Origin of the sequence: Arhodomonas sp. KWT2 (assembly GCF_041949875.1) — a bacterium.
GTDB classification, from domain to species: Bacteria; Pseudomonadota; Gammaproteobacteria; order Nitrococcales; family Nitrococcaceae; genus Arhodomonas; species Arhodomonas aquaeolei.
The window spans coordinates 415,518-435,638 of the sequence record NZ_JBHFPQ010000049.1 but is presented as its reverse complement, the minus strand read 5'-3'; the positions used below and the strand labels follow the sequence as shown (position 1 = coordinate 435,638).

Annotated in this window: 19 protein-coding genes and 1 tRNA gene; 10 read left to right on the top strand and 10 right to left on the bottom strand. The window is 69.3% G+C overall.

From position 1 onward, the window contains the following. Complete coding sequence (gene pepN / locus ACEZHJ_RS14425) at nucleotides 1–2,652, bottom strand: aminopeptidase N (RefSeq protein ID WP_163139191.1); 2,652 nt, start codon at nucleotides 2,650–2,652, stop codon at nucleotides 1–3. A 253-nt stretch (nucleotides 2,653–2,905) separates the two neighbouring features. Between pepN and ACEZHJ_RS14420 the strand changes: the two genes are divergently transcribed. Continuing rightward, nucleotides 2,906–4,114, top strand: a complete 1,209-nt coding sequence (locus ACEZHJ_RS14420; protein ID WP_026320892.1) for an MFS transporter — start codon at nucleotides 2,906–2,908, stop codon at nucleotides 4,112–4,114. Beyond that, nucleotides 4,114–4,974, top strand: a complete 861-nt coding sequence (locus tag ACEZHJ_RS14415; protein ID WP_018716850.1) for an alpha/beta hydrolase — start codon at nucleotides 4,114–4,116, stop codon at nucleotides 4,972–4,974. The genes ACEZHJ_RS14420 and ACEZHJ_RS14415 overlap by 1 nt, the downstream gene beginning before the upstream one ends. Here the strand turns inward: ACEZHJ_RS14415 and ACEZHJ_RS14410 are convergent. Further along, nucleotides 4,962–5,438, bottom strand: coding sequence for a DUF6231 family protein (locus tag ACEZHJ_RS14410; protein ID WP_018716849.1), 477 nt, complete (start codon nucleotides 5,436–5,438; stop codon nucleotides 4,962–4,964). The genes ACEZHJ_RS14415 and ACEZHJ_RS14410 overlap by 13 nt on opposite strands. A gap of 240 nt (nucleotides 5,439–5,678) precedes the next feature. Here ACEZHJ_RS14410 and ACEZHJ_RS14405 point away from each other — a divergent pair, with 240 nt between their 5' ends. From ACEZHJ_RS14405 to ACEZHJ_RS14395, 3 genes are all read left to right on the top strand, one after another. Next, nucleotides 5,679–5,981: a hypothetical protein gene (locus tag ACEZHJ_RS14405; RefSeq protein ID WP_018716848.1), complete on the top strand. Its 303-nt coding sequence runs from the start codon at nucleotides 5,679–5,681 to the stop codon at nucleotides 5,979–5,981. A 59-nt stretch (nucleotides 5,982–6,040) separates the two neighbouring features. Next, the gene (locus ACEZHJ_RS14400) at nucleotides 6,041–7,084 is read left to right on the top strand and encodes a quinone-dependent dihydroorotate dehydrogenase (RefSeq protein WP_018716847.1); all 1,044 of its coding nucleotides are present in this window, start codon (nucleotides 6,041–6,043) and stop codon (nucleotides 7,082–7,084) included. A 287-nt stretch (nucleotides 7,085–7,371) separates the two neighbouring features. Further along, complete coding sequence (locus ACEZHJ_RS14395; protein ID WP_018716846.1) at nucleotides 7,372–7,602, top strand: hypothetical protein; 231 nt, start codon at nucleotides 7,372–7,374, stop codon at nucleotides 7,600–7,602. Between the two features lie 77 nt (nucleotides 7,603–7,679). Here the strand turns inward: ACEZHJ_RS14395 and ACEZHJ_RS14390 are convergent, their stop codons facing one another. Then, entirely contained in the window at nucleotides 7,680–8,579 is a 900-nt protein-coding gene (locus tag ACEZHJ_RS14390) for a LysR family transcriptional regulator (RefSeq protein WP_018716845.1), read from the bottom strand. Between the two features lie 111 nt (nucleotides 8,580–8,690). Continuing rightward, on the bottom strand, nucleotides 8,691–9,293 hold the full coding sequence (locus ACEZHJ_RS14385) for a rhomboid family intramembrane serine protease (protein WP_018716844.1): 603 nt from the start codon (nucleotides 9,291–9,293) through the stop codon (nucleotides 8,691–8,693). A 236-nt stretch (nucleotides 9,294–9,529) separates the two neighbouring features. On the opposite strand from ACEZHJ_RS14385, the gene ACEZHJ_RS14380 reads away from it, so the two are divergent. The 3 genes from ACEZHJ_RS14380 to ACEZHJ_RS14370 all read left to right on the top strand — a co-directional run bounded on the left by ACEZHJ_RS14380 (nucleotide 9,530) and on the right by ACEZHJ_RS14370 (nucleotide 12,393). Then, complete coding sequence (locus ACEZHJ_RS14380; RefSeq protein WP_375036646.1) at nucleotides 9,530–11,407, top strand: putative bifunctional diguanylate cyclase/phosphodiesterase; 1,878 nt, start codon at nucleotides 9,530–9,532, stop codon at nucleotides 11,405–11,407. Then, a complete protein-coding gene (locus ACEZHJ_RS14375) occupies nucleotides 11,404–12,258 on the top strand; it encodes an HDOD domain-containing protein (RefSeq protein WP_163138824.1) in 855 nt (284 codons plus the stop codon). Before ACEZHJ_RS14380 ends, ACEZHJ_RS14375 begins: the two co-directional genes overlap by 4 nt. 47 nt (nucleotides 12,259–12,305) lie before the next feature. Then, nucleotides 12,306–12,393: transfer RNA gene (locus ACEZHJ_RS14370), tRNA-Ser, on the top strand. A gap of 335 nt (nucleotides 12,394–12,728) precedes the next feature. Here the strand turns inward: ACEZHJ_RS14370 and ACEZHJ_RS14365 are convergent. Both ACEZHJ_RS14365 and ACEZHJ_RS14360 read right to left on the bottom strand, forming a co-directional pair. Then, on the bottom strand, nucleotides 12,729–13,298 hold the full coding sequence (locus ACEZHJ_RS14365; protein WP_163138825.1) for an NADPH-dependent FMN reductase: 570 nt from the start codon (nucleotides 13,296–13,298) through the stop codon (nucleotides 12,729–12,731). Between the two features lie 237 nt (nucleotides 13,299–13,535). Beyond that, on the bottom strand, nucleotides 13,536–15,005 hold the full coding sequence (locus ACEZHJ_RS14360) for an MFS transporter (protein ID WP_163138826.1): 1,470 nt from the start codon (nucleotides 15,003–15,005) through the stop codon (nucleotides 13,536–13,538). Between the two features lie 76 nt (nucleotides 15,006–15,081). Here ACEZHJ_RS14360 and ACEZHJ_RS14355 point away from each other — a divergent pair, with 76 nt between their 5' ends. Next, nucleotides 15,082–15,930 carry a helix-turn-helix transcriptional regulator gene (locus tag ACEZHJ_RS14355; protein ID WP_163138827.1) on the top strand — a complete coding sequence of 283 codons (849 nt, stop codon included), beginning with the start codon at nucleotides 15,082–15,084 and terminating at the stop codon, nucleotides 15,928–15,930. A gap of 116 nt (nucleotides 15,931–16,046) precedes the next feature. Here the strand turns inward: ACEZHJ_RS14355 and ACEZHJ_RS14350 are convergent, their stop codons facing one another. The 4 genes from ACEZHJ_RS14350 to ACEZHJ_RS14335 all read right to left on the bottom strand — a co-directional run bounded on the left by ACEZHJ_RS14350 (nucleotide 16,047) and on the right by ACEZHJ_RS14335 (nucleotide 18,838). Beyond that, nucleotides 16,047–16,403, bottom strand: coding sequence for a hypothetical protein (locus ACEZHJ_RS14350; RefSeq protein ID WP_375036645.1), 357 nt, complete (start codon nucleotides 16,401–16,403; stop codon nucleotides 16,047–16,049). Nucleotides 16,404–16,579: 176 nt separating this feature from the next. Further along, nucleotides 16,580–17,197: a glutathione transferase GstA gene (gene gstA, locus ACEZHJ_RS14345; protein ID WP_163138829.1), complete on the bottom strand. Its 618-nt coding sequence runs from the start codon at nucleotides 17,195–17,197 to the stop codon at nucleotides 16,580–16,582. A 152-nt stretch (nucleotides 17,198–17,349) separates the two neighbouring features. Next, on the bottom strand, nucleotides 17,350–17,748 hold the full coding sequence (locus ACEZHJ_RS14340) for an alpha/beta fold hydrolase (protein ID WP_205599705.1): 399 nt from the start codon (nucleotides 17,746–17,748) through the stop codon (nucleotides 17,350–17,352). Between the two features lie 127 nt (nucleotides 17,749–17,875). Then, complete coding sequence (locus tag ACEZHJ_RS14335) at nucleotides 17,876–18,838, bottom strand: zinc-dependent alcohol dehydrogenase family protein (RefSeq protein WP_163138830.1); 963 nt, start codon at nucleotides 18,836–18,838, stop codon at nucleotides 17,876–17,878. Between the two features lie 300 nt (nucleotides 18,839–19,138). Here ACEZHJ_RS14335 and ACEZHJ_RS14330 point away from each other — a divergent pair, with 300 nt between their 5' ends. Further along, nucleotides 19,139–20,014 carry a LysR family transcriptional regulator gene (locus ACEZHJ_RS14330; RefSeq protein ID WP_163138831.1) on the top strand — a complete coding sequence of 292 codons (876 nt, stop codon included), beginning with the start codon at nucleotides 19,139–19,141 and terminating at the stop codon, nucleotides 20,012–20,014. Nucleotides 20,015–20,121: the final 107 nt, after the last annotated feature.

Sequence of the window (20,121 nt, the reverse complement as noted above, 5' to 3'; positions counted from 1 at the left end):
TTACCCGTTGTGATGATCCTCTGAGCGTTCGAGGCTGCGCGCCACGACCTCGCCAACATCCTTGGACAGCGCCGGACGCGCTTCGATCCGTTCGAGCGCGGCCCGCATGGCCTCACTGCGCCGGGGATCGTAGCGCCGCCAGCGGCTCAGCGTCTTGGCCAGGCGCGCGGCGACCTGCGGGTTCATCCCGTCCAGCTCGATGACCCAGTCCGCGAGGAAAGTGTAGCCCGCACCGTCCGCGCGGTGGAAACGCACGGCGTTGCCCTGGCAGAACGCACCGATCAGCGAACGCAGGCGATTGGGGTTGCGCGGATCGAATGCCGGGTGCGCGGCGAGGGCGCGCACGCGCTCGAAGGCGTCCTCGCGGCGGGAGAGCGCCTGCACGCGGAACCACTTGTCCAGCACTAGCGGATCGTCGCGCCAGCGCTCCGCGAACGCCTCCAGCGCGGCCTCGGCCTCCGCATCCGGGCGGTCGGCGAGCAGGGCGAGGGCGGCCATGGTGTCGGTCATGTTGTCCGCCTCGCGGTAGTGCGCCAGGCAGCGTGCCAGCGCGTCGTCCTCCACCGTGGCGAGGTAGTCGAGGGCGACGTTGCGCAGCCGCCGACGGCCCATGTCCTCCGCCTCGGGCCGGTAGGGGCCATCGACCGCATTGCGGGTATAGACCGTGCGGAGGTCCGCGGCGAGGGCGCGGGCGAGGGCGGCGCGGAGGTGTTCGCGCGCCTCGTGGATCGCGTCGACCTCGATGACCGCCATCTGCTCGGCGATGAAGCCCTCGCCGGGCAGGGTGAGGGCCTCGGCGACGAGCGCGGGGGCCGCCGCCGTGTCGTTGAGTGTCTCGCGGAACGCATCGACGAACGTCGCAGGGACCTCGCCGACACCATTCTCCACCCAGCGCAGCAGGATGCGCGTCGCCAGGCGCTGGCCGGCCTCCCAGCGGTTGAAGGCGTCGCTGTCGTTGGCGAACAGGAAGGCCAGCTGCTCGTCGGTGTAGTCATAGTCCAGACGCACCGGTGCGGAGAAGCCGCGGAGCAGAGACGGTACCGGCCGTTCCGTCAGTCCCTCCACCACGAAACGCTGTTCCGGCTCGCGCACGTCCAGCACACGGGTGCCCGGCGCCGGGGCATCCGTCTCGCCGGCGAGACGGACCGGCAGGTCGGCGCCGTCCGCCCCGACCAGGCCGATCGCGAGCGGGATGTGCAGCGGCGCCTTATCCGGCTGGTCCGCCGTCGGTGCGGTCTCCTGGGTGACGGTCAGCGTGAGGCGGCCGTCTGCCGGGTCGTACTCGTCGCTGACACGCATCACCGGGGTGCCCGACTGGTTATACCAGCGGGCGAACTGGCCGAGGTCGACGTCATTGGCGTCCGCCATCGCCGCAAGGAAGTCCTCGCAGGTCACCGCCTGGCCGTCGTGACGCCGGAAATACAGGTCCAGTCCGCGGCGGAACCCCTCCTGGCCCAGGAGGGTGTGGTACATGCGGATGACCTCGGCGCCCTTCATATACACCGTCGCGGTGTAGAAATTATTGATCTCGGCGTACGCGCCCGGGCGCACGGGGTGCGCCATGGGGCTGGCGTCCTCGGGAAACTGGGCGGCACGCAGGGTACGTACCTCCTGGATGCGGCGCACCGCCGGCGCGCCGCGGTCGGCGCTGAATTGCTGCTCGCGGAAGACCGTCAGCCCCTCCTTGAGGCTGAGCTGGAACCAGTCGCGCAGGGTGACGCGGTTGCCGGTCCAGTTGTGGAAGTATTCGTGGCCGATCACCGCCTCGATATTGGTGTAGTCGGCGTCCGTGGCGACGTCGGGCCGGGCGAGGATGTACTGGGTGTTGAAGATGTTCAGCCCCTTGTTCTCCATCGCCCCCATGTTGAAGTCGCCGACCGCTACGACGAGGTAGTTGTCGAGGTCGCACTCGAGCCCGTAGGTCCGTTCGTCCCAGGCCATCGCCGCCTTGAGCGAACGCATGGCGTGGGCCGTGCGCCCGGCGTTGGCGTGCTCGGTGTAGATCGCCAGGCGGATATCACGCCCGGAGGGGGTCGTGTGCCGGTCCTCGTGGCAGTGCAGGTCGCCGGCGACCAGCGCGAACAGGTAGCTCGGCTTGGGGAAGGGGTCGTGCCAGCGCACCCAGTGACGGCCGTCGTCGAGCTCGCCGCTACCCACCGGGTTGCCGTTGGACAGCAGTATCGGACAGGCGCCGCGATCGGCGGTGATGGTCACGGTATACCGTGCCATCACGTCGGGACGGTCCGGGAAATAGGTGATCCGGCGGAAGCCCTCGGCCTCGCACTGGGTGCAGAACATCCCGCCGGAACGGTACAGCCCCTCCAGCCGGGTATTGTCCTGGGGCCGCAGCCGCGTGGTGACGGACAGGGTAAAGCGCTCCGGCACGCCGGCGAGCGTCAGCGAGCGCTCGTCGACGTCGAACTCGGTGGCGTCCAGGGGGCGGTCGTCGATGGCCAGCGCCTCCAGCGCGAGGTCCTCGCCGTCCAGCACCAGCGGCGAGCCGGGTGCCGTATGCCCCGCGCGGTGCACTTGCAGCCGTGAATGGACGAGGGTCTCCTCGTCGCCGAGCTCGAAGTCCAGGGCCACCTCGTCGACAAGGTAGGCCGGGGACGTGTAGTCACTGAGGTAAACGGTGGCGGGCTCGGTGCTCATCGATTCTCCCAATTCCGGTTTCGGGTCCGCGGCGACGGATCCCCGATGTCCTGGACCAGGACACTAGGGTATCGCCCCAGACCGGTATGGCCTAGGGACGCCTTGCACGATTGACCGGTGACGGCCACCGCCGTTCCGCACCGCGCCATGCCGCCCCCCGGGGCCTCTGTTAGACTGCATCGCTTTCGGGCACAGGGGGCAGGGCATGAGCTCCTCCGGCGACATGGCGGGACAGACATCGACAAGGCCAGGCGTGGCAACGGCGCTCTGCGTGTTCGTGCCGTTCGCCCTCGGCTATTTCCTGTCCTACATCTACCGAACGGTCAATTCCGTGATCGCCCCCAACCTGGTGGCGGACACGGGTATCAATGCCGCCGACCTGGGGCTGCTCACCAGCGCGTTCTTCCTGGCGTTCGCCGTTGCCCAGCTGCCGCTGGGGATGCTGCTTGACCGTTTCGGCCCGCGGCGGGTCGAGGCCGCATTGCTGCTGATCGCAGGGCTCGGCGCGTGGCTGTTCGCCCAGGGGGACTCGCTGGTCAGCCTGACCGTCGGGCGCGCGTTTATCGGTCTCGGCGTATCCGGCTGCATGATGGCCGCGTTCAAGGCCTTCGTGCAGTGGTTCCCGGCGCGCCGGCTGCCGTTCATCAACGGCTGCCTGATGGCGGTGGGCAGCACGGGCGCCCTCGCCGCAACCGCCCCGGTGGAGTGGCTGCTCGGCTTTACGAGCTGGGAGATGCTGTTCATCGGTCTCGCGGGTTTTTCCGTGCTCATCTCGCTGACACTGCTCCAGGTTGCGCCGGAACACGAGGAGGCCCCGGCGCATCTGGGCCTGGGACAGCAGCTCGGTGGGATTGCCAAGGTCTTCCGCGACCGCTATTTCTGGCGGTTGGCACCGTTCACGGTTGCCTCGCAGGCGGCGTTCCTCGCCATACAGGGGCTGTGGGCGGGGCCGTGGCTACGGGACGTGGCCGGGCTGGACCGCGGCGGCGTGGCCCTGCATCTCACCGGGCTGAGCCTGGCGGTGGTGGCCGGCTTCCTGCTCTCCGGCACCGTGGCGACCCGGTTCGCGCGGCGCGGGGTGGCACCGGGGACCGTCGCCGTGTGCGGCATGACGGGCTTCCTGCTCGTCGAGATCGCGCTGATCCTCTCCGGCGGCGCCTTCCCGCTGATGCTGTGGATGGCCTTCGGTCTCCTCGGCACCTCCGGCACTGTGCCGTACGCCGCGCTCTCGCAGCACTTCCACGGCCAGCTGGCCGGACGCGCGAATACCGCGCTGAATCTGCTGGTGTTCGTTGGCGCGTTCGCGGTGCAGTGGGGCATGGGCGGCGTACTTCACCTCTGGGAGGATCCGGCGACCAGCACTTACGGCGCTACCGGTTACACGGTCTGCCTCGGGACGCTGGCGCTGTTGCAGTCCGCCGGCCTGGTCTGGTTTGTCCTCGGCCGGCGGGGACAGGCCTGATGTTCGGTACCTGGACGGACTGGCTGGACGCCATGGCGGCAGGGCCGGTGCCGTCGCTGGAGGTGCGTCACCCGGGTCTGCCTGTGCACCGGCGCCGCTCGCCGCCGGTGATCCTCGTCCACGGTGCGTATGCGGCCGCCTGGTGCTGGCAGGCCCACTGGCTGGACCACCTGGCCTCGGCCGGCGTGCCCGGCCTCGCAGTGAGCCTGCGCGGCCACGGCGACAGCGGCGGACGCCTGGATACCGCCGGCATCGCCGCCTACGTGGCGGACGTCGAGTCGGTAATGGCCCGGACCGGGGAACCCTGCATCCTCGTCGGCCACTCCATGGGCGGGTTCGTCGTGCAGCGCCTGATCGAGCGCGCGCGGCACGAGGTTGCGGCAGCGGTGCTGCTGGCACCGGTCCCGCCCACCGGGCTGCTGGGCTCCGGCCTGCGCCTGATGGGGCGCGACCCGATGCTCGCCGGCCAGCTCTCGATGCTTCAGGGGGCCGGTCCGGCGCTGGTGGATATCGACGTGGCCCGCCGCGCCCTGTTCTCACCGCGGGTCCCGGACGCAGTGGTCGAGCGTTTCGCGCCGCTGATGCAGCGGGAATCGCCCCGGGCGTTGTGGGAGATGACGTTCGGACCGTTGCCGAGTGCCGCGGCGCTGCGCCGGGCCGGGGTGCCGACACTGCTGGTGGCCGCCGCGGAGGACGCGCTGTTCGCACCGGAAGAGCTGCGCTCCGCGGCGCAGCAGATCGGCGCGGACTACGAACTCGCCGGCCGGGTGGGACACGGCATGATGCTGGAGCCGCACTGGCAGCCGGTGGCCGACAGGGTCCTGCACTGGCTCCGCGCGGCCGGCGTCTACCAGCGGTAGCGGTCCCACATTTCCGGATTGGCCCAGTTGCGTGGGCTCAACCAGTCCGGCGTCGTCTTGTAGGTGGAGATATCGAATTCGAACAACCGCACCTCGCGTCGGCCTTCGACGCAGTCGCCGAGATGGACATAACCGAGACCGACGAGGTCACGCCGCCGCCAGGGCGCGGCGGCGCCATCATGGGTAGCCACCAGCACGTGCCTCGCGCACAGGTCGCGCAGGCGGGCCAGGATCACGGCGGCGTCTTCTCCAGCGGGCCCGGTGGCGGCGTCCGCCAGAGCCAGATCGAAGCGCACGCCCGGCTGCAGATGTCCCAGCGCATCGTCGGCGGCGAGCGTCGTAGTGATCGCGTGCCAGCGCTCTTCCGGCGCCAGTCCGCCTCCGACGGCAACGATGGACGCCGGCGTCAGCGCCTCGATGATGGCGCTCAGCCGCGGTGCGAGCTCGGGCAGGGTGTCGCTCATGGTAGTCCCGTTACACATGGGTGACGGCAAGCGTAACACGGTGGCCGGGGCGGCCGGCTGGCAAAACGTGCCGCGAGCGACCATGCTTGGCAGGTCGCCAGCGGAGGGCGGCCGGGGGTCGCGACTCGCGGGCAGGTCCGCGGGCCTGTGTGCCCGCGTCCATGACGACACCATCGTATGGCAGCGACGGGGTCGGGATGGGATAATCCCGCGCCGTTTTCCGAGCTGGGGGTGACGACGATGAGCATATCCACCGATACCGAACCGCGTAACCGCTTCCGCAGTGAATTCTCCGCGGCGGAGGTAACCTTCCGCGAGCAGGGCAGCCGGCGGATCCAGCAGGGGGCCGACCTGCAGATCGCCGCCGAGCGGGTCACCTTCGAGACGGACGCCGCCGTGGTCCCCGGCGCGGGCCTGCGCCTGCGCGTGCCGGAGCGCCCCGACGAGCCCCATCCGCTGGAAGCGGTCATGGAGGTGGAACAGGTCGACGTCCGCCCCGGCAACCGCTTCCGCGTCAGCGGCCGCCTGCGCCGCGACGACTGATCGCCCTCAACCCGCCCCGCACGCCGCCGGGGCGGCCACCGCCGGCCTGGAGTGCGCCGTTGTACCGCCTGATCCGTCCGCTGCTGTTCTCACTGGATGCCGAACGTGCCCACGAGCTGACCCTTGCCGGCCTCGACCGGCTCCATGCCCTGGGGCTGAACGGGCTGGCCGCGCGGCCGCCCGCCGGTGACCCGGTCACGGTCATGGGCCTGCGTTTCCCCAACCCGGTGGGACTGGCGGCCGGCCTCGACAAAAACGGCGACCACGTCGACGCCCTGGGTGCGCTGGGCTTCGGCTTCGTCGAGGTGGGCACGGTGACGCCGCGCCCGCAGCCGGGGAACCCGCGCCCACGACTGTTCCGCCTGCCCGGCGATACCGCCCTGATCAACCGTTTCGGCTTCAACAACAAAGGCGTGGACCATCTGGTCGGGCGCCTCCAGGCACGGCGGTTCGAGGGCGTCGTGGGGGTCAACATCGGCAAAAACCGGGACACCCCGCTGACCGCCGCGGTGGACGACTACCGGCACTGCCTGGAACGGGTCTACGCCCACGCGGACTACGTCGTGGTGAACGTGTCGTCACCGAACACCCCCGGCCTGCGCGAGCTCCAGGGCGGCGATCACCTGGGCGCGCTGCTCGAGGCGGTGTGCGAGACCCGGGAACGTCTCACCGGCCGGCACGGCCGACGCGTCCCGCTGGTGATCAAGATTTCGCCCGACATGGCCGCGGGCGAGGTCGCGGTCATGGCCGAGCGCGTGCTCGCCTGCGGCATCGACGGCGTTACCGCGACCAACACCACGCTGTCCCGGGACGGCCTTACCGATAGCCGCATGGCCGCCGAGACCGGGGGACTGAGCGGCGCCCCGCTGCGTGACCGCGCCGGCCGCACGCTCACGCAACTCGCCGGGGCGCTCGATGGCCGGGTCCCGCTGATCGGTGTCGGGGGTATCACCTGCGACGATGACGCGGCGGCACGGCGCCGGGCCGGGGCGGCGCTGATCCAGCTCTATACCGGCCTGATTTACCGGGGGCCGGGCCTGATTGGCGAGTGCGCCAGGGCGCTCCGGGACGAGTCGCTGCGACCGTCGCCGGCCGAGACGTAGCGGCAGGACACTTCCCACCCCCACGGATCACGGTGGGGGGCCTGCCGTGCGTAAAGACATCCGGTGATCCCGACCCGCTGCCTTGTCCGCTCGGTGCGCGTTGCGCACCCTCGACGATCACGCCCAAGAGTTTGCACTAATGCAAACTCAATCCCCGCCTATATGGAATTTTTTGCATTCAGGAACAGGCTTACGCTTCCCGGAACACGCTGATCACGGCGTAGTGCGGTTCGACCCGGCAATCGGTAGCGGGCGGACGCGGGATCGCGACATCAAGGGAGGTCGCCATGAATGCGGAAAACCGGAAGGTGCCCACACCTGACAACGATTTGCGTACCGGCACGTTGATGCACCAGAGCCTGGAGATGCAGGCTGCCGCTCGCGGTGCCGTCACGCTGTACCTGATCAGCGCAGCGTTGCGGGCCTTGTTTCGCGCCGCGCGCGCGCTCCGACGGCGGGCCCGCCGCCGGGACGGCGGGGCGGCGGCCTTACCGCAGCGGTGCCGCGGCACTCCGTAGGGGAGTGGCCGGTGCAGGCGGGCGGGGCATCGTAATGCCCGTACAACCATGATCCCGGGGCGAACCGCGGTGCCGGATCAGCCGTGGCCGGAGAGACGGTCCTGCAGGGCGCGCACCGCCTCGCGCATGAACGTGGCAAAGGCCCGGATGCGCGCCACCCCGCGAAGATCCGGATGCATCAGGATCCACAGGTCCATGGCAAGCTCCGGCACCGGTGCAGTCAGACGAGTGAGGCGCGGCTCGGCGTCGCCGAGATAGCAGGGCAGCACCCCCGCGCCGATCCCCTCCCGCACCGCCGCGTACATGCCGACCAGGGTGTCCGCCCGGAACCGGCAGCGCCCATCGTGGCCACTCGCGTCCATCCACCGGATCAGCTCCCGCTGACTCCAGCTCTCGTCCGGCCCGATCCAGTCCAGCTCTTCCGGATCCGGGGACGAGGACGGATCGGTCACGAGATCCCGCGAGACATACGCCGCCTGGGCCAGGGTGCCGATACACTGGCCGACGAGGTGCTCCGGCGGCCGCCTGGTCACCCGCAGGGCGACATCCGCCTCGCGCCGGGGCAGGCTGAACAGCACGTCCGACACCGAGACTTCCAGGGCGATGTCGGGTTCGAGGCGGCGGAAACGGGCGAACAGCGGCGAGAGCAGACCGAGAAGCAGGCTGTCCGTGGTGGTCACCCGAACGGTACCGGACGGCCGCAGGTCCTGACCGACGACCCGGCGCTCCACCGCAAGGACCTCGTCCTCGACCCTTTTGCCCGCCGCGGCGGCCTCCTCGCCGGCGGGCGTCGGCGTGTAGCCGCTTCGCTGGCGTTCGAACAGGCGCACGCCGAGACGCCGCTCCAGGTCACCGAGGCGGCGATAGACGGTGGCGTGACTGACCCGGAGCCGGCGTGCCGCCCCGGACAGGGAACCCGTACGCGCAATCGCCAGGACCAGCCGGAGGTCGTCCCAGGGGAGGCGCTGTTCACTCATGCATGGAACATGCTCGGTTCGTCACTGAATCCGTTCCTCTGCGACAAAGCTAACGCAGCAGGAGCCCCCGGTCGACCAATGAAAGGGCGGCGTCACGGCCGATGCGGCCGGCTAGCCCAGCGGGGTCAGCAGTGCATGGAGGAAGTGGCCCGCCAGCCGCGGCTCCAGCACGAGCATGAACACCACGCCCCAAGCGGCCCCGGCGAGATGGGCACCATGGTTGATGTTATCCGATGCCTGGCGGTCGGCCCAGACCGAGTAGCCCACATACGCGACGGCGAAGATGATCGCGGGTACCGGCAGGAAAAACACCAGCAGGGTCGACCACGGCTGCAGCAGGATATAGGCGAACAGGACCGCGGATACCGCACCGGAGGCACCCAGGCTGCGGTACAGGCGGTCGTGGCGGTGACGCATGTGCGTCGGCACGATGGCGACCACGATCCCCGCGAGGTAGAACAGCGCGTAGCCCGGCGCGCCGATGTAGGGCACCAGCACCTGCTCCATGACCCGGCCGAAAAAGTAGAACGTCACCATGTTGAACAGCAGGTGAGCGCCGTCGGCGTGAATGAAGCCGTGGGTGAGCAGCCGCCACCACTCGCCCCGCGCCACGCCCGGAGGCCAGTAGATCAGCGCGTCGAACAGCGTGGGGCGCTGCCAGGCGGCGAGGGAGACGGCGACGGTCACGCCGATGATCAGCAGGGTCACAGTCATTGAGGGCATCCCGGTTCCTTGGCGGACGATGCGTTCAGTATGGGGGCGGCGCCCGTGATTCCGAAGGCGGTGGCGGGTCGCCGATAACGGCGTCATTTGTGAAAGCGCATCCGATATGCTTTAGTAACAGCTGCTTGGGGGACAAAGCGTGAATGCGCTCGAAACGGGGCCCCGACCACTAACGGCCCCAACGGGGTGATCCTGCCCTGAAAAAAGAAACCAAGGGGCACTAATTCATGGCTGCTGTTGAGCACGGCGGAGAGGGCTCGATTCTGATCGCCGACGGCGAGCCCGCCGTGGCCATGGCGACATCCAGCAACCTCCAGACCGCCGGTCTCAGCGTCCGTGGCGTGGTCCACAGTCTGGAGGGCGTGCGTGAGCATCTGCGGGCATGCATCAATGATCCCCGTAGCAACATGCTCCTCGCCGTCGTGGGCGAGACACTGCTGGGCGAGGCGGACAGCCGTCCAGGCCGGGATCTGCTGGCGCTGGCGCAGGAGGCGGGGGTCGGCCTGGTCCTGCTGCGCCGCTCCCGCGCCGGCGTGCGTCCCGGCGATCTGGCGGCTGCCCGGGAGCGGGGGCTTCTCGACGTGCTCACCACCGGTGAGGCGCAGGAGGGCATGGCCCACCGTTTCTCGCTGCTGCTCTGGACCCAGGCCGAACACCGTGCGTTGCGCCTGCGCGAACGGGCACTGGAGTCCGAGGTCTCGGAGCTGCGGGTCATGGAGTCGCGGCTCGAGCACCTCGTCTATCACGACGATCTCACCGGTCTCTGGAACCGCCGTCGTCTCAAGGAGGCTATCGAGCTCGCGATCTTTCGCGCCACCAGCCTCGATCGCCCGTGCTCGCTGCTGCTCATCGACATGGACCGGTTCAAACTGGTCAACGACCTGGAGGGGCACGAGGCCGGCGATCGTTTTCTCATCGAGGTCTCGCGCCTGCTGCGCCGCCACGCCGGGCATACCGACACGGTGGCCCGTATCGGTTCCGACGAGTTCGCCGTCCTCCTGGAAAACCTGTCCGCGGAGCAGGCGCTGGAACGTGCGGAATTCATACGCGGCGAGCTCGAGGGCTACGGCTTCCGTCATGGCGGCCGTCAGTATCGTACCTGCGCGAGCATCGGCGTCGCCGGCATCGAAGGCGGCACCGGCAGCGCGGCGGTCAGCGAGCTCATGGCGCAGGCCGACCAGGCCTGCTTCGTCGCCAAGCAGCACGGGCGCAACCGGGTGCATGCGTACAGCGAGGGCGATCCGGAACTGGACTACCTTCGTCGCGACCACACCTGGGCACCGCTGATCCGCGAGGCGATCGAGCGGGACCGGCTGTTCCTGTGTTTCCAGCCGATCGTGCGGACCCGCGACGGACGCATCACGCACTACGAGTGCCTGTTGCGTATGCGCGACCGCGACGGCAACGTGTGCATGCCCGGGGAGTTCATCCCCGTGGCCGAACGCACCGGGCTGATCCACCGGCTCGACATGTGGGTGGTGGACCGGGCGCTGGACTTCCTTGCAGCCCAGCCCCGCGGTGAACGCGACGTGCGCGTCTCGGTGAACCTCTCGGCCCATGCGTTCCTCAACCGCGAGCTCTTCGATCTGCTGGCACGGCGGCTGGAGATGAGCCGCGTGCCCTCGGACCGCCTGCTGTTCGAGATCACCGAGACCGCGGCGATCGAGAACATGGCCCGCAGCCGCGAGCTGATCGCCCGGCTACGGGCCCTCGGCTGCCGCTTCGCCCTGGACGATTTCGGCTCCGGGTTCAGCACCTTCAACTACATCAAGCATTTTCCGGTGGATTACCTCAAGCTCGACGGCAGCTTCATCGTCAACGTCGCCAACGATCCCGTGGACCAGGCCCTGGTGCGCCACATGATCTCCATCGCGCGCAGTCTCGGTAAGGAGACCATCGCGGAATTCGTCGAATCCGAGGCCGCCTTCGAGGCCGTGCGCGAGCTCGGCGTCGACTACGTCCAGGGCCACTACCTCGGCGAGGCCCGCGAGACCCCCATTGCACGGGTGGAACTGCCCGGCTATACCCCGACCGTTCCACCGGACGGCGATGGCGAACGCCCGGCCCCGCCGAGCGCGGACCCGCGCCGGGGGAGGGCGGGATGAGCGCCGGTCCCGTCGCACACGACCTCGTGCGCACGCTGCATGATCTGCCGTCCCCGCCGGAGGTCTACCGCCAGCTCACCGTCGAGCTCGACCGCCCGGAGTGGACTCCGGGGCGCATAGCGCGGGTCATCGGCGTCGACGCGGGGGTAACCGCCCGGGTGCTGCGCATGGTCAACAGCCCCTACTACGGTGTCGGCCGGGAGATCGCCACGGTGGAGGAGGCGGTCATGCTCCTCGGGGCGGAGGAGGTCCGCGGACTGGTGCTGGCGACGTCGGTAGTCGAGAGCTTCCGCGGGGTACCGGCGGAGCTGGTCAACATGGACGACTTCTTCCGCAACTCGGCGCACGCCGCGGTCGCCGGCGCCCGCCTCGCTGCACGGTCGACGGTGCGCATGGACCCGGCCCGGGCCTTCCTCGGGGGGCTGCTCCACGACGTCGGCAGCGTCGTCGTGTGCCTCCTGCTGCCGGAGGCGGCACGCAGCGCACTCCTCCACGAACTCCATGACAGCACGGACCCGCTGCTGACCATCGAGCGCGCGGTAATGGCCAGCGACGAGGCCGTCGTCGGCAGTGAGCTGCTGAGCGAATGGCACCTGCCCGAGGCCGTTGCGGCGGCCGTTCGCTGGCACGTGCACCCCGAACGCGCCACTGCCTACGACGGGCAGGCGGCGATCGTGCACCTAGGCAGCCGGGTCTCCATCGGCCTGCGTGGCGGCGTCGCCGATATCGGTGCGATCGTGCCGGAGACGGCGCCGGCGTGGACGTTGGCAGGCCTGGCGCCCCAGGACTGCGAGGGGTTGACCGACGAGATCGAGAACGCCTACGCCGAGACGGTGGCCCTGCTGCAATAGAGGGCGCTTGAGTCCCGCGACACCTCGGGGGAGAATAGCGCGCTCACGGAGGAGTGGCCGAGCGGTCGAAGGCGGCGGTCTTGAAAACCGCAGACCCGCAAGGGTCCGGGGGTTCGAATCCCTCCTCCTCCGCCACTACCGTCCACCGCGTGCCGCTGTCCCGGTGCCAGCTCCCGCCCGGATGCGGCCGCGCCGGCAAGAGGCTGGCGCGCCGGGAACCCCGTGATCAGGTAGCCACACAGGCCCGGGCCCGGCGACGACCGGAAGTGCCGGGCCGGCGGGGCGGAGGTTGTGGCAAGCGTTGACGGGTGGAGCGGCTTCACGGGCCCGGGCTGTGTCTCGACGGCCGTCCCGAATCCGGGGAGCGATCCGTTTCTCCAACCCGTTCGCGGGCTGGTCTCCCGCTCTGCGTCGTCGCGCGGGTAACGGGGTGGCAGCCGGCGTGGGCGGAGCACGCCGGCCCCGATACGTCAGCCCGCCGTTTTCACCAGGCTGTCCACGACGGCCTTCAGCATCTTCCTCGGGAATTCGGCGACGATCTCGCCGTCGCTGTCGAAGCCCTCATGAGCCCCTGCAACCGAGACCATCTGCGGCAGGACCCGGGCGCCCAGCTGCAGCTCCAGCATGTGGCGCAGCGCCATCAGCCCCCGGTAGCCGCCGAAGCCGCCGGGTGAGGCGCTGCCGAGCGCGAAGACCGGCTGGCCGAACGCCGCGCCCGCGCCGCCATTCTCCTGCACCCGCGACAGCCAGGCGAGCGAGTTCACGAGCAGGGGCGTGGCGTTGGCATTGTATTCCGGGCTCGCGATGAATATGCCGTCGTGGGTGCGGAAGCGTTCGTGCAGCCTCCCGGCCGCTTCCGGCACGCCGTCGTCCGCCTCGATGTCGCCGTTGTAGATCGGCATGTCGTAGTCGGCGAGGCTGATGTCGGTCACCTCCGCCCCGGCGTCCCTCAGATGTCTGACGGCGGCATCGAGGAGCCTGGCGTTGAACGAGCCGGTCCGGGTCGAAGCGGCGAAGGCCAGGATCCTGGGGGTGGTCATGGGGTTTTCCTCTCGAATGTCGTGCACTCAGGGCGATGGGGGATCATACCGGGCGGTCAGGACCCCGCCGAATCGGCGAACGCGTCGCGTCGATCCGAGACGGTCCGGACCACCCGGAGGATACCGCAGTTCGGGACCGGCGGGCATATAGCGGTTGCGGCCCACACTTCGCGCGCGGCGACCGCCACGGCGGGCCGGGACACCGGCCGTGCCCCGGCGGCGCGAATCTCCTCGACATCACGAGGCCGCCTGTCGGCGCGATATCCAGCCGATGAGGGCGGAGGCCACCAGGACCGCGGTCAGGTTATACGTCATCGCGCCGCCGAAGGCATCGGCATAGCGGGACGCATCGGTGATGTCCGCGCCACCGCGTCCGCCGAGGACCTGGACGAAGAAGATGCCGGCGATGGACACCCCGAAAGCGCCGCCGACCTGCTGCATGGTGGATATGAAACCGGCTGCCATGCCCGCATGGCGCGTCTCGACAAAGCTGATGACGAGATTGAGCAGTGGCGTCATCGACAGGCCCTGGCCGAAACCGAACAGCACGAGTGCCGGCACCAGGGTCCCGACCTCGCCGTGATCGGCGACCACGTAGGCATCACCGATGAGCCATCCGATCCCCGCGGCATAGATCAGGGCACCGCCGGCGATACCGGGATTACCCAGGCGCGTGACCAGCCTCGGGGCGAGCAGCGATGACGCGACGAATCCCATGCTCGCGGGGGCGAACAGCATTCCCGCCTCGAAGGGTGTGAGCCCGAAGCCGGATTGCACCAGAAGCGCGAAACACAGAAACAACGATGTGGCGGTCGAATAGATCAGAAAGACCACCACCGCGCCGGCGGAGAATCCGGGATCCCGGAACACCTGGAGATCGATGGCCGGATGGTGGCCGCGCACCGCGGCACGCCGCTCCCAGCAGACGAAGGCGAGCAGCAGCAGTCCCGATGCGGCAAAGCATAGCCACGTCCATGCCGGCCAACCGGTATTGGGCCCCTCGAGCAGGGGCAGGAGCAGCAGAAACAGGCCCGCCGTCGCCAGGGCGACCCCGGGCCAGTCCACGGTGATCGCGTGGGGTGCCCTCGACTCCGGTATCGAACGGGCGAGGCCGGCGGCGACGGCGCCGATCGGCAGATTGATGAGGAAGACGCTGCGCCAGCCGAGGCCGAGCAGGTCGCTCTCCACGATCAGTCCGCCCATCACCTGTCCGGCGATGGCCGCCAGTCCCAGTGTCATTCCGAGCAGGGCGAAGGCGCGACGGCGCCCGGCATCGTCGTAGAGCACGCGCAGCAGCGCGTAGACCTGCGGAAACAGGATCGCGGCGGTCGCGCCCTGCAGGAAACGCGCCGCGATCAGGGTCTCCGCGTCCGGTGCGATACCGCAGAGGAACGACGTGACGGCGAACCCGAGCATCCCGAGCACGAACAGCCGGCGGCGTCCATGAATATCGCCGAGGCGCCCGCCGGCGATGAGCAGCACGCCGAAGGCAAGTTCGTACCCGGCAATGACGAAACCGATCTCGGCGAACTCGGCGTGGAGATCGCCCTGGATGGAGGGGATCGCGACGTTGACGACGAACAGGTCGAAAACGGTGACGAACCCCCCAAGCAGCAGGATGACCAGCGCGATCACGGGGGGCGCCTGACGGTCGTCGGCCATCGCGCGTGCGGGGCATTCGAGGGCCGGTGTGCAGTTGTCGGACATGGTGGCTCCTTATCGTTGAAGCCATACGATAAGAGGCCTATTATCCTGTTACTATATAGTCAATTATACTATTACTATGGGCAACAGCACCGAGCGGCGTCTCCAGCGTACGCGGACCGAACTGTCGGATTTCCTGCGCCAACGGCGGGAGGCGCTGTCACCGCTCGACGTGGGACTGCCCGCCGGCAAGCGGCGCCGGACGCCGGGCCTGCGGCGCGAGGAGGTCGCGGCGCTCGCCGGCGTCGGACTCACCTGGTACACGTGGCTGGAGCAGGGCAGGGATATCACGGTCTCGAGCGCCTTCCTGGACGACGTCTCCCGCGTGCTCAAGCTCGATGAAACGGAGCGCCGGCACCTCTTCCTTCTCGCGCACCACCGTCCACCGGCCGTCAACGGGCGGCCGTGGTGCGAGCTGCCGCCCCTCGTTCACCGTCTGCTCGACGATCTGAACCTGCGCCCGGCGTACGTCATGAACCTGCGCTGGGACGTCGTTGGCTGGAATGCGGCCGCGCAGCGACTGTTCGGCTTCGCAGACCGCGACCCCGGCGAGCGGAACATGCTCTGGATGCTGTTCGCCGACGACGACGTGTCCCGCCGTATCGTGGACTGGGACGCTCAGGCGCCCGAGATCCTGGCGAGTTTCCGGCGCGATTACGCACAGGCGCCCGACGACGAGGACATGCTCGGCCTGGTCGAGGCACTGGAACGGCGATCGCCTTCGTTCGCCGATCTCTGGCGCCGGCACGACGTGCACGGTCGCTGTCGGGGCCTGCGCCGTTTCGTCGTCGACGACATCGGTACGGTCACGTTCGAGCATTCCACCTTCATCGTCGACGAGGAAAAGCACCTGCGTCTCGTTTTCTATGCCGCGGTCGAGCAGGACGAAGCGAGCCGGCGGTTCGAGCGGGAACGCTCGGAGGACTGACCGCGGAGGTTCACTCCCGGCCGGTCGAGCGCCGGCCCCGTGCCGAGCGGGACCGGCGCTCGAATGCGTCGAGGCTGGCGCACCCGGGAATGGCCACGGGGTGCGACCCTGCGCCATTACCGCTTCCCGACCGCGATACGATCGGGCTCGTTTTCCACAACGGAAAGCGCGGTCCCTTCGATGGCGACGTAAACGGCCTCGCGCGGTGTCATGTGTCCCTGAACCGCATTCGGCCTCACTTTCCCGGCGGCGGCCATGTCATCGACCTCGATGAAGCAGCCCGTGGCGTGGGCGATCTGCTGAGCGACCTCGTCAAAGCGATCGAAGTCCAGGTCGTAGTCAAGGGCCCGGTCACAGGCGCCGTCCAGATCGGGGGCGACGCTCTCGCCGCCCTCGCGTACGGCATTCGAGCAGGCGGCAAGCAGGCCCGCGCTGACACAGAAGACGAGTATTCTCGCAAACATAACGCTCATCAACTCCTTCGTGCGTGCGTTGCCGCCGGGGCCGTGTCCGGTCACCGACGGCGGGTGCCCGTTCCGGGACGTCGGGATTATACCGGCGACCCGGCGCGCGAGGGCAGCGAGAGCGGCGAGAGTGCCGCGGAGGGGCCTTGCGGGAGGCGCCCCGACGGCAGTCTGCCCGGCGGGGCTTACGCCACCGGCGGAATGTCGGCCTCCCGCGCCCGTGCGGCGGCCACGGACGGCCGTGCCTCGATCCGGTGTATGTAGTCGGCGACGGTCGGCCAGCGCTCGAGCGTGATCCCGAAAAACGGCATCCAGCCGAGGACGGTAAAGAGGTAGGCGTCCGCGACCGTAAAGCCATCGCCGACGATGTGGGCCCGGCCGGCGAGCGTCGTATCCACGACATCCAGGCGCCTGTACAGCCGGTCCCTGAACACGTCCTGCACCGCACCGGGCAGGGTCGCGTTGAACAGCGGGGCGGCCCCGGCATGGAGCTCGCTGGTGATGAAGCTGAGTCCCTCCTGAAGCCGTACGCGTTCCAGTGTCCCGTTCGGCGGGGCGAGCCCGGCGTCCGGCACCAGGTCCGCGAGGTACTGAAGAATGGCCGGTCCTTCGGTCAGCACGTCGCCGGAATCGAGCTGCAGTGCCGCGACATAGCCCTTCGGATTGATGGCGAGGAAGTCGCCGTTCTCCGACGTGCGCTTCGTCCGGTTATTCACCCGGACGAGGTCGTAGGGCAGGCCGAGCTCCTGGAGTACGACATGCGGCGCGAAGGAGCAGGTATCGCTGGCGAAATAGAGTTTCATCGGTGGCTCTCCTGTCACGTGGGTGCCGCGACAGACAGTGAGACACCGGGTAACAGAAGTAAAATTACTCGAAAAATAATCTGATATAAGTGTTTCTACTATAAGGCGGTTTCGGTGTCGCGTTCTTCATCCGGGGCCACGAACACTGTGACCTACTGTAAGGGCCACGCCAGGAATTCGTGGACGGCGTCGACAAAGACCCGCGACGCGGGCTCGCGTCCGAGCAGCAGGTGGCCGTCGCTTTCCAGGCCGAGGAACTCCGCCGCGTGAATGGTCGCGGCGATGTCGCGCCCGGTTGCCGCCGGAATTCGCTGATCGCGCAGCGAACGAAACACGAGCGTCGGTAGGCGCACCTTCGTGGGCTGTGCGCGGACGTCGATATCACCGAAGGTCGACAGGGATATCACGGCGTTGGCGGGCGAGGTCGTGGCGCGCTGGAATTCGTTGAACCACGTCAGCCCGCCGGCCGTCGCGCCGGGCATGAACGTCGACGAGAAGATCTGCCGGCAGGCCGGATTGTCCTGGCCCCAACCGGTCGCCGTCAGCGTCATGACCGCCTCGCGTTGGCGAATGACGTCCTCCGTCGCGTCGATGCGCCAGCCCGCCGGATAGCCGCCGAAGAGGATCAGACGCGAGCCCCGGTCCCGCGCATTCGGCCCGCCGCGGCCCTGGGCGGATTCACGGCCCCCTGTCGGTGACACCGAATCGAATCAGCGGTTTCGTCGTACCCGGTATCGAGAAATGCCGGATGGCGTCGCGCCACTGTGCGAGCGCAAAGCGGGAGGGCTCGGGCAGCGCGGTTTGCCGCAGACGGGGCCATAACCCGCGAAATGCCTGCTGCCATGTCGCCGCGTCCATCACGGCAAGCTCGTCGCGAAGGTGGAATCGGTGCAGTCGGGCACGGTTCGAGCGTGAGGGAGCGACCGGTCGACCGCTCAGCAGGCCGTACCCGATGAACGCGCTGCCGGGCTTCATGCGCCCCAGTATCCGGGTGGCGAGCGGGCCGCCGAGGGCATCGAAGGTCAGGTCGACCTCCGCGGCGAGGCGATCGAGCGTGCGATGATCGTCCTGGGATACGGGAAGGATTCCGCGTTCGGCCAGACCGGCCGCGCGGCCGGGGGACCGGTGGATCCCGTACACCGCCACGGCGCCGTCGAACCGCGCCCAGGCGCCGAGCAGCGCGGCACATGTCGATCCCGCCCCGGTCAGCAGCACGCGCCTGCCCCGGACCGACCAGAGCCGCAGCAGCGTCGTCGCCGCCAGGGGATTGATGTAGGCGCGTGCGGCAAGGAGGTCGTCGACATCGTCAGGTACCGGAACGGCGAGCCGGGGATCGCAGTCCACGAGGCGTTGCCAGGTCCCGGCACCTCGCAGGGGCAGGACGCGCCGCCCGATCAGCCCGGAATACGCCGGGGCTGCCTCGACCACCACGCCGACGCCCTCATAGCCGGCCACCGCCGGCAGCGCGATCCGGTGCGCGTAGGCGCCGGTCACCGGGATCAGGTCGGAGGGATTGACCGGGGCCAGCGACATGGCCACGCGCAGGGCACCCTCCGGTCGCGGTGCCACGTCGGTCTCCGCCAGTTCAAGGGTGTCCAGCGGCGGCCCGAACGAGCGGTAGCGGAGCGAGGCGTTCTTCATCGGGGCTCCCTGCGGGCGGGGACATGCGCCGCGGCGTGGGCGGTTCCTGGGTGAACGCCACGGTAGCAGAGGGCGGGGGCGGGTTCATGCCGCCACGCCGCCCGGCCCCGGTCGTGCCGGTCGTGCCGGTCGTACACGTCCCCGCGTTCGGCCGGCACGACACCAACGATCGTGGCCGCCGGCGAGAGACGGTGTACGCTGGCGCTCGATACCGGGGACGCGTCGGCGCCACGGATACCGGGCCGGCAGGAAGACGAGGCGGCATCCCGCCCCGTTTGAATTGGTATGATCCCAGCCACTATGAACCTCACACAGCTGCGCAGCCTGATCGCCGTCGCCGAGGCAGGGAGCTTTACCGCTGCTGCCGAGTCCGTCGGCATCACGCAATCGGGCATGAGTCAGGCACTCAGGGCCCTGGAGGAGACGCTGGGCACCACGCTGCTGGTCCGCCAGCGCCATGGCGTCGAGCTGACGGCGTTCGGCGAACGGGCCCTGGCGCATGCCCGTAGCGCCTTCTCCCACCTGGAGGCGATGCGGCGCGAGGCGGCCATGGCCGCGGGCGAGGAGGCCGGCTCGATTCGTATCGCCGCGTTCCCCAGCGTCTACGCGACGATACTGCCGCCGCTTCTGCGGCGTTACCGCTCGCTCTATCCCGACGTGGCGGTCGTGGCACTGGAAACGGACGACCGCGAGGTCGAGGCCTGGCTCGCGGCCGGCACGATCGACCTCGGGGTCGTGCTCAACCCGCCCCGTGACGGCGACGCCATCGCGATCGGCGAGGACGCCTGGGTGGCGGTCATGCCGGTGGGGCATCGCCTGGCCCGTGGCGGCGGCGCGGTGTCGCTCGCGGCGCTCGCAACGGCGCCTTTCGTACTGGCCACCGGCGGGTGTCATGTCCATGCGGGCACCATCGTGGAAGCGGCCGGGCTGTCGCTGGTCGACGTACGGGTGGAAGTGCGTGACTGGGCCAGTGCCGTGGCGCTCGTGCGCGAGGGTGTCGGCGTCAGCCTGGTGCCGGAATCGACCCTGCCCGAGCGGCGCAAGGGGCTGCGTGTGGCCGGACTCGACCCGCCGCTCTGCCGCCGCTTCGGCCTCGCGGCCGCCCCGGGGCGGGCGTCGTCGCCGCCGGTAGAACGGATGCTCACGCTGGCGGGGACCGTGGTCCGCGGCAGGTGACGCCCACCGGTCCGGGACGGGGTATCGCCGCGGAACACGGGCCCGGTCGGGATCACGGGGCACGACGGCCGCTGTGGCGCTGTGCCGCATCGCGTAGACTGATCCGT

Bases quoted from the DNA above. Each gene is read 5' to 3' on its own strand.
- ACEZHJ_RS14375 (WP_163138824.1), top strand. From the start codon at position 11,404: ATGAGCGCCGGTCCCGTCGCACACGACCTCGTGCGCACGCTGCATGAT.
- ACEZHJ_RS14410 (WP_018716849.1), bottom strand. From the start codon at position 5,438: ATGAGCGACACCCTGCCCGAGCTCGCACCGCGGCTGAGCGCCATCATC.
- ACEZHJ_RS14360 (WP_163138826.1), bottom strand. From the start codon at position 15,005: ATGTCCGACAACTGCACACCGGCCCTCGAATGCCCCGCACGCGCGATG.
- ACEZHJ_RS14390 (WP_018716845.1), bottom strand. From the start codon at position 8,579: ATGAGTGAACAGCGCCTCCCCTGGGACGACCTCCGGCTGGTCCTGGCG.
- ACEZHJ_RS14355 (WP_163138827.1), top strand. From the start codon at position 15,082: ATGGGCAACAGCACCGAGCGGCGTCTCCAGCGTACGCGGACCGAACTG.
- ACEZHJ_RS14335 (WP_163138830.1), bottom strand. From the start codon at position 18,838: ATGAAGAACGCCTCGCTCCGCTACCGCTCGTTCGGGCCGCCGCTGGAC.
- pepN (WP_163139191.1), bottom strand. From the start codon at position 2,652: ATGAGCACCGAGCCCGCCACCGTTTACCTCAGTGACTACACGTCCCCG.
- ACEZHJ_RS14380 (WP_375036646.1), top strand. From the start codon at position 9,530: ATGGCTGCTGTTGAGCACGGCGGAGAGGGCTCGATTCTGATCGCCGAC.
- ACEZHJ_RS14330 (WP_163138831.1), top strand. From the start codon at position 19,139: ATGAACCTCACACAGCTGCGCAGCCTGATCGCCGTCGCCGAGGCAGGG.
- ACEZHJ_RS14385 (WP_018716844.1), bottom strand. From the start codon at position 9,293: ATGACTGTGACCCTGCTGATCATCGGCGTGACCGTCGCCGTCTCCCTC.
- gstA (WP_163138829.1), bottom strand. From the start codon at position 17,197: ATGAAACTCTATTTCGCCAGCGATACCTGCTCCTTCGCGCCGCATGTC.
- ACEZHJ_RS14340 (WP_205599705.1), bottom strand. From the start codon at position 17,748: ATGACGCTGACGGCGACCGGTTGGGGCCAGGACAATCCGGCCTGCCGG.
- ACEZHJ_RS14350 (WP_375036645.1), bottom strand. From the start codon at position 16,403: ATGAGCGTTATGTTTGCGAGAATACTCGTCTTCTGTGTCAGCGCGGGC.
- ACEZHJ_RS14405 (WP_018716848.1), top strand. From the start codon at position 5,679: ATGAGCATATCCACCGATACCGAACCGCGTAACCGCTTCCGCAGTGAA.
- ACEZHJ_RS14395 (WP_018716846.1), top strand. From the start codon at position 7,372: ATGAATGCGGAAAACCGGAAGGTGCCCACACCTGACAACGATTTGCGT.
- ACEZHJ_RS14415 (WP_018716850.1), top strand. From the start codon at position 4,114: ATGTTCGGTACCTGGACGGACTGGCTGGACGCCATGGCGGCAGGGCCG.
- ACEZHJ_RS14365 (WP_163138825.1), bottom strand. From the start codon at position 13,298: ATGACCACCCCCAGGATCCTGGCCTTCGCCGCTTCGACCCGGACCGGC.